This window comes from Pseudomonas sp. TH39(2020) (assembly GCF_016650715.1).
GTDB classification, from domain to species: Bacteria; Pseudomonadota; Gammaproteobacteria; order Pseudomonadales; family Pseudomonadaceae; genus Aquipseudomonas; species Aquipseudomonas mandelii_C.
The window spans coordinates 466,902-481,657 of sequence record NZ_JAEKFF010000003.1 but is presented as its reverse complement, the minus strand read 5'-3'; the positions used below and the strand labels follow the sequence as shown (position 1 = coordinate 481,657).

General features: G+C 59.3%; 11 protein-coding genes. 2 read left to right on the top strand and 9 right to left on the bottom strand.

The window, feature by feature from the left end; all coding sequences use genetic code 11:
• Positions 1-15: 15 nt before the first annotated feature.
• Both JFU47_RS04560 and phbB read right to left on the bottom strand, forming a co-directional pair.
• Entirely contained in the window at positions 16-1,194 is a 1,179-nt protein-coding gene (locus JFU47_RS04560) for an acetyl-CoA C-acetyltransferase (RefSeq protein ID WP_201181314.1), read from the bottom strand.
• A gap of 57 nt (positions 1,195-1,251) precedes the next feature.
• On the bottom strand, positions 1,252-1,998 hold the full coding sequence (gene phbB, locus JFU47_RS04555) for an acetoacetyl-CoA reductase (RefSeq protein ID WP_095132795.1): 747 nt from the start codon (positions 1,996-1,998) through the stop codon (positions 1,252-1,254).
• Between the two features lie 464 nt (positions 1,999-2,462).
• Between phbB and JFU47_RS04550 the strand changes: the two genes are divergently transcribed.
• Positions 2,463-3,500, top strand: a complete 1,038-nt coding sequence (locus JFU47_RS04550; RefSeq protein WP_201181312.1) for an AraC family transcriptional regulator ligand-binding domain-containing protein — start codon at positions 2,463-2,465, stop codon at positions 3,498-3,500.
• A gap of 24 nt (positions 3,501-3,524) precedes the next feature.
• Here the strand turns inward: JFU47_RS04550 and JFU47_RS04545 are convergent, their stop codons facing one another.
• Positions 3,525-6,134 carry a DUF3141 domain-containing protein gene (locus JFU47_RS04545; RefSeq protein ID WP_201181310.1) on the bottom strand — a complete coding sequence of 870 codons (2,610 nt, stop codon included), beginning with the start codon at positions 6,132-6,134 and terminating at the stop codon, positions 3,525-3,527.
• Between the two features lie 255 nt (positions 6,135-6,389).
• Between JFU47_RS04545 and phaP the strand changes: the two genes are divergently transcribed.
• Positions 6,390-6,959, top strand: coding sequence for a TIGR01841 family phasin (gene phaP, locus JFU47_RS04540; protein WP_140682861.1), 570 nt, complete (start codon positions 6,390-6,392; stop codon positions 6,957-6,959).
• A 35-nt stretch (positions 6,960-6,994) separates the two neighbouring features.
• On the opposite strand, the gene phaR is transcribed toward phaP, so the two are convergent.
• From phaR to JFU47_RS04510, 6 genes are all read right to left on the bottom strand, one after another.
• Positions 6,995-7,543: a polyhydroxyalkanoate synthesis repressor PhaR gene (phaR, locus tag JFU47_RS04535; protein ID WP_123363993.1), complete on the bottom strand. Its 549-nt coding sequence runs from the start codon at positions 7,541-7,543 to the stop codon at positions 6,995-6,997.
• 203 nt (positions 7,544-7,746) lie between these two features.
• Positions 7,747-9,015, bottom strand: a complete 1,269-nt coding sequence (locus JFU47_RS04530) for an OprD family porin (protein ID WP_201181309.1) — start codon at positions 9,013-9,015, stop codon at positions 7,747-7,749.
• Positions 9,016-9,144: 129 nt separating this feature from the next.
• On the bottom strand, positions 9,145-10,917 hold the full coding sequence (locus JFU47_RS04525; protein ID WP_201181307.1) for an acyl-CoA dehydrogenase C-terminal domain-containing protein: 1,773 nt from the start codon (positions 10,915-10,917) through the stop codon (positions 9,145-9,147).
• A 64-nt stretch (positions 10,918-10,981) separates the two neighbouring features.
• Positions 10,982-12,652: a cation acetate symporter gene (locus tag JFU47_RS04520; protein ID WP_201181305.1), complete on the bottom strand. Its 1,671-nt coding sequence runs from the start codon at positions 12,650-12,652 to the stop codon at positions 10,982-10,984.
• A complete protein-coding gene (locus JFU47_RS04515; protein ID WP_008146418.1) occupies positions 12,652-12,978 on the bottom strand; it encodes a DUF485 domain-containing protein in 327 nt (108 codons plus the stop codon). Before JFU47_RS04515 ends, JFU47_RS04520 begins: the two co-directional genes overlap by 1 nt.
• A gap of 124 nt (positions 12,979-13,102) precedes the next feature.
• Positions 13,103-14,725 (bottom strand): acyl-CoA synthetase, encoded by a 1,623-nt coding sequence (locus JFU47_RS04510; protein WP_201181303.1) that lies wholly within the window; start codon positions 14,723-14,725, stop codon positions 13,103-13,105.
• Positions 14,726-14,756 lie beyond the last annotated feature (31 nt).

Below are 14,756 nucleotides of genomic sequence, written 5' to 3'. Positions count from 1 at the left end.
AACACTCCTGTGTTTCTAGCGCTCGATGACCAGGCTGACGCCCTGGCCGCCACCGATGCACAACGTAGCCAAGCCTTTTTTGCCGTCGCGACGAATCAGTTCGTGCAACAGCGACACCAGAATCCGCGCGCCCGATGCACCGATCGGATGACCCAGGGCAATCGCGCCACCGTTAACGTTGACTTTGCTGGTGTCCCAACCCAGTTCCTTACCGACGGCCAGTGATTGCGCGGCGAACGCTTCATTGGCTTCGATCAGGTCAAGGTCGTCCAGGCTCCAGCCGGCTTTGGTCAATGCCAGACGGGTGGCTGGCACCGGGCCGATGCCCATGATCGACGGGTCCACGCCAGCACTGGCGTAAGCCTTGATGCGTGCCAGAACCGGCAAGCCGAGGGCCTGGGCCTTGGCGGCGCTGGCCAGCAACAGTACGGCGGCGCCGTCGTTGAGGGTCGACGAGTTACCGGCGGTCACGCTGCCGTTTTTCTGGAACGCGGGTTTGAGGTTGCCCAGCGCCTGTAGTGTGCTATCCGGACGTGGCTGTTCATCGGTGTCGAAGACCAGCGGCTCACCCTTGCGCTGAGGGATCAGGATCGGGGTGATTTCACGCTTGAAGTAACCGGCTTCGATGGCAGCAGCGGCTTTCTGTTGCGAGGCCGCGGCGAAAGCGTCCTGGTCTTCGCGACTCAGTTCGTACTTCTGAGCCAGGTTCTCTGCGGTGATGCCCATGTGGTAGTCGTTGAAGGCGTCCCACAAACCGTCCTGAATTACGCTGTCTTGCAGTTGCGCATGACCCAGACGCAAACCGGTGCGGGCCTTGGGCAGAACATACGGCGCCAGGCTCATGTTTTCCTGACCGCCGGCAATGATGAGTTCGGCGTCGCCGCAACGAATGGCCTGGACCGCCAGCTGGACAGCCTTGAGGCCCGAGCCGCAGACCTTGTTCAGGGTCAGGGCAGGGGTGGTATGGGGCAGGCCGGCCTTGATCGCCGTCTGGCGTGCCGGGTTTTGCCCCGAGCCTGCGGTGAGTACCTGGCCGAGGATCACTTCATCGATCTGCGAGCCGTCCAGACCGGTCTCTTCCAGCAGGCGGCGAATGACTGCGGCGCCCAGCTCGGTGGCTGGAATCGCGGACAAGGCACCTTGAAAACTGCCAATGGCGGTACGAGTAGCGGCAACGATTACGACTTCGTTCATGCGTGACCTCATTAAAATTTTGTCGAGCGAAAGCAGGGCATCCATGCCCTGACAGGTCTACTGCATGTTCATGCCGCCGTTGACCGAGAAGTCGGCCCCGGTGCTATAGGCCGATTCATCGGAAGCCAGCCAGGCCACGATGGAGGCGATTTCTTCAGGTTGGCCGAGACGCCCGACCGGTGTGGCCGCGATCATGGTGTCGAGAATGTCCGGGCGGATGGCCGCGGTCATGCTGGTCTGGATGTAGCCTGGGGAAACGGTGTTGACGGTCACGCCCTTGCCGGACACTTCCCGGGCCAGTGCCATGGTGAAACCATGGATGCCGGCTTTGGCCGCGCTGTAGTTGGTCTGGCCGAACTGGCCGCGCTGACCGTTGATCGAGGAGATGTTGATCACCCGTCCCCAACCCTTGGCCAGCATCCCTTCAATCACCTGTTTAGTGGTGTTGAACAGACCGCTCAGGTTGGTGCCGATGACCGCGTTCCAGTCTTCGGGCGTCAGTTTGCGAAAGGACGCATCACGCGTGATCCCGGCGTTGTTGACCAATACATCGATCGGGCCGAATTGCTCACGTGCCATCTCGAACGCTTTGCGCGTTGATTCCCAATCGGTGATGTCGCCGTAGATGCATTCGAATTGATAACCCGCCTCCAGTTGGCTCGCCATCCATTCTTTCTTGCGGGCGGAGTCTGAGCTGCAGCCCACGATGACCTTGAATCCTTCCTTGTACAGGCGTTGGCTTATCGCAGTGCCAATCCCACCCATACCACCCGTGACCAACGCAATACGACCAAGCGACTTCATATGCTTTCTTCCTTTTTGTATTTTGCGTTGCAAGATGGGGGATTGTTCGGCATTGACGGGGTGTGCGGAAGTGTTGAGAGGTGACGGTCTGGTGTCCAACGGTGCCATGCCTGAAATGAAACTGAACTTTCTGTCGTCGCCTCGACGCGTTCTTGTAGCAGCTGCCGAGCCTGCGAGGCTGCGTTCGGCTGCGAAGCAGTCGTAAAACCGGACACCGTGGTCTTTCAGCCAAACCGCGTATGCAGGATTGCGAGGACTCCGTCCTCGGACGCAGCCTCGCGGGCTCGGCAGCTGCTACAGGTGAGCGGCGAGGCGACGACTGGCCTGAAATAGTGGCTAAAAGTGAGGATTACCTATACTGGGATCAATATTGGCAACGAAACAACCCGTTAGAATTTTGATTTATCGCAGATCAGTCATGGCTCCGGACAGGATGTTCGGCTCCACAGGTAATTGAGGACGCCATGTATAGAATGAGTTCAGGCTATGCCAGCGTGCTGGTAAATACGCTCTCGGCTCAAGGACTGGATGTTGCCAGTCTGTGCCAGGAGGCTGAACTAGACATGAAACTCGCGAACAAACCAGGAGCGTTTTGCGAGCGAAGGGCTATCTATCGACTATGGGATCTGGCCGCTCAGGCCTCGGGGGATCTGGACATTGGCTTGAGGGCCTATGGAAGTTTCCACCCTGGCAGCTTTCAGATCGTCGGCTACACCATGATGTCCAGCCTGAATCTGAAAAAAGCCCTTGAACGACTGGTCCGTTTCAGTCCGTTGATTGGCACCGGATTCAGCCTTTTCTTTACATCGGAACAGCAGAATTACCGACTTTCCGGCTTCGATCATCAACAAAAAGGCTCGGTCAAACCTCGCCAATACACCGATGCAGCGCTGGCTTCATTGCTGGGTTTCTGCCGCAAGCTGGCGGGCGGCAACGCACCGCAACCCTTGAGCGTGGGATTCACCTATCCCGAACCTGAAGACACCTCCGAGCATCGTCGGCTGTTTGGCTGCGACCTGCATTTCGACGCGCCTTACGACAGCATTTTGTTTGACGGTCAGGAACTGATGCGTCCGTTGAGCATGGCCAATGAAGCGTTGGCCGTGCTGCATGACAGTTTTGCGGAGGCTCAACTGGACCTGCTGTTTGGTTTTTGCATCGTCAGCAGAATTCGCGCGCTGATTACCGAGCGTTTGAGTCAGGACCATGGACAGTGCGACATGGAGTCGATCGCGGCAGCATTGAACATCAGCAAGCGGACGCTGCAACGCGCGCTGGAAAAGGAAGGGACGCAATTCAAGGACGTGCAGAACGCGGTGCGCCGGCAATTGGCCGATTTCTACCTGCGCCATTCTCACTTCAACATGAAGCATGTCGCGTACCTCCTTGGTTTTCATGATCACAGCAGTTTCAACAAAGCCTGCAGCCGCTGGTTTGGCATGACGCCCGGCCAGTATCGGGCCGATGAATCGTTTGAAATCAAGGAGGCCGCGTCGTTCTGACGCGGTCCTCGTCGGCGTTCAACGTTATTTCACCGGAGGTTTTTTCACGCCTTTCTTGCCCTTGGCAGGTTTGCGCACCGGACTCGCAACCTTGGCGATGGGGTCTGGGGTCACTGCGGGTATTTTCTGCTTGATTGGCTCAGGGGGTACCGCTGGAGCTTGCTGTTTGATCGGTTCTGGGGTTACCACCGGGGCTTTTTGCTTGATTGGCTCTGGGGCTACCACCGGGGCTTTTTGCTTGATCGGCTCAGGGGTTACCACCGGGGCTTTTTGCTTGATTGGCTCTGGGGTTACCGCCGGGATTTTTTGCTTGATTGGCTCTGGGGCTACCGCCGGGACTTTCTCTTCGATGGCATCGGCTTCACCGGGTGGCTGGGTCAGGCTGAAACCTGGCAGCGGCACGTCAAGCAGCGTGTGCAGCTCACGCCAGAAGAGGTTGTCTGCGCCGCTGGTCAGCAATTCCGGCAGCAAATTGGCGACGGCCGCCAACACTTGCTGGCGTTCTTCGACCTCGACAAGCATCAAGGGCAGGCTGTGCAGGCTTTCTTGCGGATGGGTAGCGACCAGCAGTTTTTGCAGGCGCAGGGTTTCGCGCAAATCAAGCGGCTCGGCACTGTAGTCCTGAAGCAACACTTGCAGTTGCAGGATCAATTTTTCGACACTTTCCTTGCCCTGCTCGTCGCTGTCGCGGCCCAGCAGGAACAGGATCCGTATCAAGGCTTCCATCAGGCCGCCAAGGGGCAGGGCATCCTGCAAGCGCTCGATCAAAACCTTGTCGTGCTGCTCGGCATGTTCCTGCAGATTTCGCCCGGGTGCATTGCCGGTAAGGCTGTTGAGTACACCATACACGCCGTAGAAACACATTTCCTGAGCCGCATCGCGCAGATCCCGATAGCCGTTCAAAGTGTCCTGCACCTGGTTGGAAAACAGTTCCTGCCAGACCAGCAACGGGTTGTTCTGGCTGGCGGGGTGACGATCCTTGCTCACTTGGGCGGCACTGCCTGCCAGCCACCAGAGCGCCGGGTTCAAACTGCTCCAGGCCACTTGCTGCTGATGGAAAGGGTGCGCCCGGCGCAGCATTTCGGCGCTCGGTTCGTTGATCAGCTGACGCAACCACGGACGTATGAATTCGTCGTAAACACTGTTGTTGATATCGGACGCGCGCTGGACCAGCGCAAATTCGCGATCGTCATCACGGGGCGGCTGCACCTGGCCATGGATGTCGGCGATACGCCGGCGTTCGAAACGCACGGCATACGGCGTCGCCGAATGCTCCGGCAGGTCTTCGATCAGCATTTCATACAGCCCGGCTGACAGCGCATTGATCGCATCGACCGCACCGAGCAACTCACGGTGCTCGCGACGCGCCACGTCACCGGACACGAAGATGCCCAGGTGACCGATGCTCGCGTGTCGCAGGTAAACGATAGTGCGTCCGGCGTTTTGCAACGCGAGATCGCTGGGATAAACGTCGGAGATCCAGTCCAGTGCCTGTTGCGGGGGGGTGATGTTGTCACCGTACGAGCAGAACACCACCACCGGCACTTCGATCAGCTTGAGGTCAAGCCCGCTGCTCTTGCGGCCCAGGCCACCGGACAGCCGATTGCCGATGAACAGGTCGTCGACAATCATCTCGATCTCTTCGCCATTGAGCAGGGTCGGGCTGCCCCACCAGCGTTCGAAATCCAGAAAACGTGCGGCCTCGCTGTCGACTTCGCTGAACAGGTGGTAGTACTTGCCCCAATAGGTGTTGGCCGGGTCCAGGTTTTCGAAATTGCTGACCAGCCAGGTGCCGTCGAAACGGTCATTGCCCAGGTCGCTTCCCAGGCGTGCCATCCAGCCACCGCCCAGCAAACCGCCGGTGTAGCGCATCGGATTGCGACCATTGACGCCGGCCCAGTACGACAACGGCGCACCATTGACGATGATCAGCCCCGGCAGCTCCGGACGGGTGGCCGCGAGGCCCATTAACGCCCAGCCCGCCTGGCAGTTGCCGATGACCACGGGTTTGCTGCTGTTGGGATGTCGGGCGCTTACGACTTCGATGAACCGCGCCTGGGCTTCGGTGATATCGGCGAGGGTTTGCCCAGGGCGGGGCGAATGACTGAAGGAGATGAAGTAGGTGGGGTGGCCGGCTCTCAGGCTTTCACCGATAACAGAATCCTGTTTGAAACCGCCGATGCCCGAGCCGTGACCGCCGCGGGGATCGATGATGATCACCGGCTGTTTTTTGCTGTCGATCTGTTGACCGGGGCCGCCGAGGATTTGCAACAACGAATAGTTGACCGGGCGGGGCAGGTCTTCACCGGCGACCAGCGTTTCATGATTGAACTTGAGCAGCAGCGGATACCCGGCGCGTTCGTGGGCCAGGGTGTTGTCGCCGCGCTGACGCAAGGTGTCCCAGAACAACACGCTGCGTTGGCTGAGGTCCGTGAAGTATTCCTGCCAGTCAGCAGGCGTTGGCTGTCGGAGTTGCCCAAGGCTTAAAGGCGCGAAGGTTTTTGCCTGGCGCTTCTGCACGGCGTCGAGGACGTTGCGGGTATTGAGGCGTTGCAGATGATTCAGGTGTTCGAACAAGCCGGCGGGTTCGGAGAACTCTTCATCTTGCAGCGCAATATTTAATTCCTGACCCATCGTGATCTCCTGACGCTGTGCATGGGAACCGGCCCATCAGACCCCTTTAGTTAAAGAGGGCTAGCCTGGCCGTTCGACAGACTGGAGTTTATAGCGAATAGGGAGGGCATGAGCAAAGTTTATTTTGCACCGCACAAAAATAGACGTTGCCAAATAGTTTTGTGCACTGCAATATCAAGGCTAACGCGATGACTGGCCGGATCGCTATCGCGTCCTCAGCCCCATCAGGGCCTTCCAGTACCAGGAGATTCAAGCATGTCTTTTTTCAATTCGGAAAAACTGCAAGCCGCCCAGAAAGCCAACCTCGACCTTTTGCAGCAAATCAGCGGCAAAGTCTTCGCCAGCGTTGAACAGCTCAGCCAGCTGCAGTTTAAGGCCCTGCGTGACACCTCCGAAGAGCAGTTCGAAGGTGTTCGCAAACTGCTGGCCGTCCGTGATCCACAAGGTTTCGCCGAGCTGCAGGCTTCTTTCACCCAGCCGAGCGCGCAGACCGAACGTCTGGCCGAATTCAATCGTCAGGTTCAAGCACTGATCGTCGGTACCCAGTCGGACATCGCCAAATTGACCTCGAGCCAGGTCGAAGCGGGCACCCAACAGGTGCAAGAGTTCGTTGAAACCATCAGCAAGAATGCACCAGCCGGCTCCGAGCCTGTTGTGGCAGCGTTCAAGTCGGGTCTGGCAAATGTCGGTACAGCATTTGAAAGCGCACAGAAAGCCGTGAAACAGGCTTCCGAAGCCGCTCAAAGCAATTTCGAAGCAGCCACTGCCGCAGCCGCAAAAGCTGCGCCGCAAGCAAGCGCCAAGGCTACCAGCGGTAACAAGTAAGTCACATTAGATCAGCGGCACCAATGGCGATGGGTTCATTCCCCATCGCCATTTTTTTTCGGCCCGTTTTTGGTATCCGGCTTGCCGCCGAACATGCCAAACAGGTTCTGGGTGTTCAGGTACAGCGCTTTCGACTGGTCGACATACTGACGCATCAGGTCCTGCATCACCGGGGCCTGTTGATGCATGAAGTCGCTCCAGGCCTCGGACGACTGCGCGCCGGTCTGGGACTGAACGTCGATCACGGTCTGAATGCTCTTGTCCAGATAGCTGCCGAGTACGCCCTGATAAGGGCCATAGAACTGGATGATCCCCATCAGCATTTCGGTAGTGAAGATGGGCTCACCGCCGCTTTCGGCGTCCAGAATCACTTGCAGCAGGATGCTGCGCGTCAGATCCTCGCCGCTCTTGGCATCGACCACCTGAAAGGCAATTTTATCGACCACCAACTGGCGTATGTCCGCCAGCGTCAAATGACTGCTGGTATGGGTGTCATACAGTCGGCGGTTGGGGTATTTCTTGATCAGGCGGGGGGTGGTATCAGTCATGCGGGGCGTCTCGCGGCGGGCCTGGTTTGCAGGCATCTTAACCTACAATCATCATTGGTGTTTTTGAGGCCGCCTTCGCGAGCAGGCTCGCTCCCACACTTGACCGAGTCTCCCATGAGAATGCGGTTAAATGTGGGAGCGAGCCTGCTCGCGAAGAGGCCCGCCATCACAGCACAAATCCAGCAGCAAAAAGGAGACTGCGCCGTCAAGCGAGTCCCCCTTGTGCTGCCAGAACTGACTTACCAGATCGGCAAGGTGTAGCTGACGATCAGGCGGTTTTCATCCAGGTCGCTGCCGAAGTTGGTCGAGCGCACCGTCGCGTTACGCCATTTCACCCCGACATTCTTCAACGGCCCGCTCTGCACGACATAACCAATGTCGGTATCACGCTCCAATTCCTTGCCTTCCGGACGATTGCCGCCCAAATCGATATTGTCGCCGGTGAGGTAGCGGGTCATGAAGGTCAGGCCCGGAACGCCGATGGCCGCAAAGTTGTAGTCGTAGCGAGCCTGCCAGGATTTTTCGTCTTTGCTGGCGAAGTCGCCGATCTGTACGAAGTTCACCAGGAAGGCATCGGTGCCGTTGATGTAGGCGTAGCCCGTGTCGCCGCTCATGCCTTGATAACCCAGGCCCAACGCATGCCCGCCGAGGTTATAGGTGAACATCGCGCCAATGGCGTTGTTATCGACATTGCTGCCGCCATCATCCGTTGAACGGGCAAAGCGCAGATCCGTCTTCAGCGACTGCCCCGTCGTCACCGGCAACACGTAGGTCAGGTTGACCAGGTGCTGGCTGTAGAAATTGTCGAGGTGACCGTAGCTGTAGCCAGTGGCGAGGTTACTGGTCCATTTATAGTTCAGGCTGGCGAAATCAAAGCTGTCGCTAGTGAGATGACGTGTGGTGATGCCCTTGGCGCCAGTGCGGGTGATGCCCATGTCCTCGTAGTCCGAGGAGTCGCGCTGATTGACCTGCGTCAGTCGCCCGGCATCCAAGGTCAGGCCTTCGACTTCCAGCGACGTCAACTGACCGCCCTCGAAGGTTTGTGGCAACAGCCGTGAATCGTTGGCCAGTACCGTCGGTAGTTTCGGCAGCAGCGTGCCGAGTTTCAGTGTGCTTTTCGAGGCTCGCACTTTGGCGGTCAGGCCCAATTCGCCGTACTCGTCCTGCGCACCTTTGCTCGTGTCTCTGTGACGTTTGAGCAGGCCAGAGCCCGCGCGATCAGGGCTGGAATCGAGCTTGACGCCGACCAGGCCGATGGCATCGAAACCGACACCGATCAAACCTTCGGTGAATCCCGATTCATAGCGCAGCAGGAAACCCTGGGCCCATTCCTCTTGTTTGGATTGGGCGGCGTTGTCCTGGCGATAGTCACGGTTGAAATAGAAGTTGCGCAACTCAAGGCTGGCCTTGCTGTCTTTGACAAAGTCCGCAGCGGCGGGGGCCGAGAGGCTGATGACGCCGCCGGCCAGCAACAGTCGGGTAGCGAGGGTGCGGGTGTTGCGGTCCATGGTGAAGCCCCTTTGTTTTTATTATGGAAAGACAGGTCCCACGGCCCTCGCCAGGAGGGCGAGGGCTTATCAATAAAAAAACGCGGACGCCCAAAAGATAGGAGCGTGGCGCCGCGTGCGGTTCAATCGTTAGAACTGTTCGGCACTTAGGCCAAACAACGAGGCACTGCCCGCGCGGATGGATTGCTCCAGGCTCAAAATGCGCGGCAACAGGCGGTGGATATAGAAGTCGGCGGTGGCGATTTTCGCGCCATAAAACCCTTCGTCTTCGTGCAGCTTTTGCTTGGCAACCTGTGCCATGCGTGCCCAAAGCCAGGCGTAGGCGACGTAACCGAACAGGTGCAAATACTCCACCGACGCGGCGCCGACTTCGTTGCGATTGGTCGCGGCCTGGTCCTGCAGCCAGTCGCTCAGGTCTTCCAGACGCTGCACGGCATCGAACAGTTGAGCGGAGTAGGGTGCGTCAGGCTGATGGGCGAAATGGCGGATCTCGCCGGTGAACTGGCGCAGCGCGAAGCCCTTATCGGCGAGCACTTTGCGTCCGAGCAGGTCCAGGGCCTGAATGCCGTTGGTGCCTTCGTAGATCTGCGCGATGCGCACGTCACGGACCAATTGTTCCTGGCCCCATTCACGGATGTAGCCATGACCGCCGAACACTTGCTGGCCGTTGATGCAGCTTTCGAGGCCGGTGTCGGTGAAAAACGCCTTGGCCACCGGCGTCAGCAGCGCGACCAGGGTTTGCGCGCTGTCGCGTTCCTTGGCGTCATCGGAAAACTTCGCGAGGTCCAGTTGCTGCCCGACATAACTGGCGAACGCACGGCCACCCTCGGTCATGGCTTTCATGCTCAGCAGCATGCGACGCACGTCGGGGTGAACGATGATCGGGTCGGCCACTTTGTCTGGAGCAGTAGCGCCGGTCGGCGCGCGGCTCTGAACACGTTCACGTGCATAGGCGACGGCGCTCTGATAGGACGCCTCGGCGCAGCCAATGCCCTGAATGCCGATGGACAGGCGTTCGTAATTCATCATGGTGAACATCGCCGCCAAACCTTTGTTGGCTTCGCCGACCAGCCAGCCGCTGGCGCCGTCGAAGTTCATCACGCAGGTGGCCGAGGCCTTGATGCCCATCTTGTGTTCGATCGAACCGCAACTCACGGCGTTGGCATCGCCGAGGGAACCGTCGGCATTGACCAGCACTTTGGGCACGACGAACAGTGAGATGCCTTTCGGTCCCGCCGGTGCGTCCGGCAGTTTGGCCAGCACCAGATGGACAATGTTTTCGGTCAGGTCCTGATCGCCACCGGTGATGAAGATCTTGCTGCCGGTGATGCTGAAACTGCCGTCGGCCTGAGGTTCTGCGCGGGTGCGGATGATCCCCAGATCAGTCCCGGCGTGGGCTTCGGTCAGGCACATCGAACCGGCCCAGCGGCCTTCGTACATCGGCGGCAGGTAGAGGTTTTTCAGGGTGTCGCTGGCGTGGGCATCCAGCGCCAGACAGGCACCGGAACTCAACGCCGAATACAGCGCGAAGCTGGAGTTGGCGCCGTAGAGCATTTCTTCGAACTGCACGGCGAGCATCTTCGGCATGCCCATGCCGCCGAAATCGGCGTTACCGGAAAGGCCCACCCAGCCGCCTTCGATGTAGGTGGCATAAGCCTGTTTGAAACCGATTGGCGTGCTGACCTGGCCATCGACCCACTGGGCGCCTTCCTCGTCACCGCTGCGATTCAATGGCGCAATCAGGTGCGAGGTGACTTTGGCCGCCTCCTCAAGAATGGCGTCAGCGGTGGCGGCGTCGACATTGTCGGCCAGGGCTGGCAGGCGTGCCCACAGGGCCGGGGCGTCGAACACTTCATGCAGCACAAAGCGCATGTCGCGCAGCGGGGCGTTGAATTCGGGCATAACGTAAACCTCAAAAGGTTGTGCGATGGGCACGGCGCCGCTGGAGCAGGCCGTGCCCTTTCTATCAATGGGCGGAAGCGCTGGCAGCACCGAGGCCGGTCTGGGCGCGAACGAACTGGTCGGCGTAAGCGTCACGCTCCTTGTCGGCCCGCACGCTGCGGTCGAGTTTCGACACCACGACGATCACCAGGAACGCCAGCGGCATGGAGAACAGCGCCGGGTGGTCGTACGGGAAGATCGCGTGAGCATGGCCGAGCACGGTGACCCAGACGGCTGGCGAGAGAATCACCAGCACCAGCGCACAGATCAGGCCGGCGAAACCGCCGATGATCGCGCCTTTGGTGGTCAGGCCTTTCCAGTACATGGCCATGATCAGCACCGGGAAGTTGGTCGATGCGGCGATGCCGAAGGTCAGGCCCACCAGGAACGCGACGTTCATCTTCTCGAACAGAATGCCCAGCAGAATCGCGATGATGCCCAGGCCGACAGTGGCCATGCGGGTCACGCGCATTTCCTGTTTCTGGCTGGCTTTGCCCTTCTTGAACACCGTGGCGTAGAGATCGTGGGATATCGCCGAGGCACCGGCCAGGGCCAGCCCGGAAACCACCGCAAGAATGGTGGCGAAGGCCACGGCCGAGAGGAAACCGAAGAACAGGTTGCCACCGACCGCTTTGGCCAGGTGCATGGCGACCATGTTGCCGCCGCCAATCAAGGCGCCGCCGACTTCACCATTGACGTAGTACTGCGGGTCGGTGCCGATGATGACCATTGCGGCAAAGCCCAGGGTGCAGACAACAAGGAAGAAGAAACCGATGAAACCCGTGGCGTAGAACACCGACTTACGCGCTTCCTTGGCGTTAGGCACGGTGAAGAAGCGCATCAGAATGTGCGGCAGACCGGCAATTCCGAACACCAGTCCCAGTGACATCGAAGCAGTGTTGATCGGGTCGGCGAGCATTGAACCGGGGCCCATGATGTTCCAGCCGCTGGCATGGGCTTCGACGGCTTTGGTGGCCAGGGTTTCGTAGCTGAAGCCGAACTGCGACATGGCCATGAACGCCAGGGTCGTGCCGCCAGCAAGCAGCAACACAGCCTTGATGATCTGCACCCAGGTGGTGGCGATCATCCCGCCGAAGATCACGTAAACCAGCATCAGTGCGCCGACGATTACTACCGCAACCGGGTAGTCGAGACCAAACAGCAATTTGATCAACTGACCGGCACCGACCATCTGCACGATCAGGTAGCAGCACACCACCGTCAACGAGCCAAACGCGGCGAATATCCGCACTTTGTTCTGGTCCAGACGATAGGACACGATGTCGGCAAACGTGTAGCGCCCCAGGTTGCGCAGACGCTCGGCCATCAGGAAGGTGATGATCGGCCAGCCGACGAAGAAGCCGATGGTATAGATGAAGCCGTCGTAGCCCTTGGCGAACACCAGGCTGGACAGCCCCAGCAGCGTGGCGGCGGACATGTAGTCACCGGCAATTGCCAAGCCGTTCTGGAACCCGGTGATGCCACCGCCCGCGGTGTAGAAGTCAGACGTGGATTTGGTTTGCCGAGCGGCCCACCAAGTGATGGCCAATGTGCCCAGCACAAAGACGAAGAACATGCCGATCGCATGCAGGTTGAGCGGCTGTTTTTCCACCACACCCAGCGCGGGCGCAGCCAGCACAACGGAGGCCGGCAATAGCCCGGCAGCGGCGAGGAGAAGTTTACGGAGGAGAGTCATCACTTGCTCTCCTCGAGAATGGCGGCGCCCAGTGCATCGAAGCGGGTGTTGGCGCTGTAGACGTACCAACCGGTCAGTAGCCAGGAAAAAATGATGATCGCCGCGCCAACCGGCATGCCCAGGGTCAACATCCGATGCTCGGCGAGCGGTGCATGCAACCATTGCGGCGCAAACGCCACCACCAGCATGAACGCGTAGTAAGTGCCCAGCACGGCAGCACTTAGCGACCAGGCCAGGCGCGAACGGCTGCTGACCAATTGAAGGAATTTCGGGTTGGACCGAATGCGTTCACAGCGTTGGGTATCGGTTGAATGGATGTCGATCATGGGTGGCTCCACATTGTTTTTGTTATCAGTGTGTGGGGGCAGGGCAGCGCCGAATCCGGCCTGCACGAGCCCGAAGCGGCCGGTAAAAACACCGGCCGCTTGACGGGTACAACGTTGGTTCGGGTTAGAGCGCCTTGGCCCTGTCGCGCAGAACGTACTTCTGGATCTTGCCGGTTGAAGTCTTCGGCAGCAGGGTGAAAACCACAGTGCGCGGGACTTTGAAACCGGCCAGATGCTCGCGGCAGAAACTGATGATGTCGGCCTCGCGAACGTCCTGGTGATCGGCCTTCAACGTGATAAAGGCGCAGGGCGTTTCGCCCCACTTCTCATCGGGACGGGCGACGACGGCCGCTTCCATCACACCCGGATGGCGATAGAGCACACCTTCCAGTTCGATGGTGGAAATGTTCTCGCCGCCGGAAATGATGATGTCCTTGAGTCGGTCCTTGATCTCGACATAACCGTTCGGATGACACACCGCCAGGTCGCCGGTGTGGAACCAGCCGCCTTCGAATGCTTCGGCCGTAGCGGTCGGGTTCTTCAGGTAGCCCTTCATCACGGTGTTGCCGCGCATGAAGATCTCACCGATGGTCTGACCATCTCGCGGGGTCGGCTCCAGCGTCTTCGAATCGCCGACCATCACGCCTTCGAGCGTCGGGTAGCGCACGCCCTGGCGGGATTTGATTTGCGCCCGTTCGTCCAGCGGCAACTCATCCCATTCGGCATGCCAGGCGCAGAGCGTCACCGGACCATAGGTTTCGGTCAGGCCATACACGTGGGTGACTTTGATGCCCATTTCTTCCACGGCACCGATCACTTTGGCCGGTGGCGCGGCACCGGCGACCATCGCGTTGACCGGGTGATCGATCGCCGCTTTCGCCGATTCCGGCATGTTGACCAAGGCATTGAGCACGATCGGCGCGGCGCACAGATGGGTGACCTGATGCTCGCGGATCAGCGTGAGGATTTTCTGCGGATCGACACGGCGCAGGAACACATGCACACCGGCCATGGCCGTGATAATCCACGGGTAGCACCAACCGTTGCAATGGAACATCGGCAGGGTCCAGAGGTACACCGGGTGGTTGCCCATGGCCCAGGTCATCTGGTTGCCCAACGAGTTCAGGTAAGCACCGCGATGGTGGTAAACCACGCCTTTGGGGTTGCCCGTGGTACCTGAGGTGTAATTCAGCGAGATGGCTTGCCACTCATCATCGGGCCACTGCCAGGCGAAGGCCGGGTCGCCTTCGGCCAACAGCGCTTCATAGTCCAGATCGCTGACAGCCTGGCCTTCGCCGTATTCCGGGTCATTGACGTCAATGACCAGCGGCGGGTGATCCAGCATGCCGATTGCCGCGTGAATCACATCATGGAACTCGCGGTCGGTAATCAGCACCTTGGCTTCGCCATGTTGCAGCATGAAGGCAATGGCTTCGGCATCCAGGCGCACGTTGAGCGGGTTGAGCACCGCGCCGATCATCGGCACGCCGAAGTGCACTTCAAGCATCTCGGGAATGTTGGGCAGCATCACCGCCACCGTGTCGTTCTTGCCGATGCCGCGACCGGCCAGCGCCGAAGCCAGACGGCGGCAGCGGGTGTAGGTCTGCGCCCAGGTGCGGCGGATAGAGCCATGGATGACGGCGGGGTAGTCTGGATAAACGCTGGCGGTGCGCTCGATGAAACTGAGCGGAGACAAGGCAATATGATTGACAGCCGCAGGGCCTAGCCCTTGTTCATAGATCGACATGTGCGGGTACTCGGTGGCTGATTGTTAGCTC

Coding starts and splice junctions, on each gene's coding strand:
- JFU47_RS04560 (WP_201181314.1), bottom strand. CDS start 1,194: ATGAACGAAGTCGTAATCGTTGCCGCTACTCGTACCGCCATTGGCAGT.
- phbB (WP_095132795.1), bottom strand. CDS start 1,998: ATGAAGTCGCTTGGTCGTATTGCGTTGGTCACGGGTGGTATGGGTGGG.
- JFU47_RS04550 (WP_201181312.1), top strand. CDS start 2,463: ATGTATAGAATGAGTTCAGGCTATGCCAGCGTGCTGGTAAATACGCTC.
- JFU47_RS04545 (WP_201181310.1), bottom strand. CDS start 6,134: ATGGGTCAGGAATTAAATATTGCGCTGCAAGATGAAGAGTTCTCCGAA.
- phaP (WP_140682861.1), top strand. CDS start 6,390: ATGTCTTTTTTCAATTCGGAAAAACTGCAAGCCGCCCAGAAAGCCAAC.
- phaR (WP_123363993.1), bottom strand. CDS start 7,543: ATGCCTGCAAACCAGGCCCGCCGCGAGACGCCCCGCATGACTGATACC.
- JFU47_RS04530 (WP_201181309.1), bottom strand. CDS start 9,015: ATGGACCGCAACACCCGCACCCTCGCTACCCGACTGTTGCTGGCCGGC.
- JFU47_RS04525 (WP_201181307.1), bottom strand. CDS start 10,917: ATGCCCGAATTCAACGCCCCGCTGCGCGACATGCGCTTTGTGCTGCAT.
- JFU47_RS04520 (WP_201181305.1), bottom strand. CDS start 12,652: ATGACTCTCCTCCGTAAACTTCTCCTCGCCGCTGCCGGGCTATTGCCG.
- JFU47_RS04515 (WP_008146418.1), bottom strand. CDS start 12,978: ATGATCGACATCCATTCAACCGATACCCAACGCTGTGAACGCATTCGG.
- JFU47_RS04510 (WP_201181303.1), bottom strand. CDS start 14,725: ATGTCGATCTATGAACAAGGGCTAGGCCCTGCGGCTGTCAATCATATT.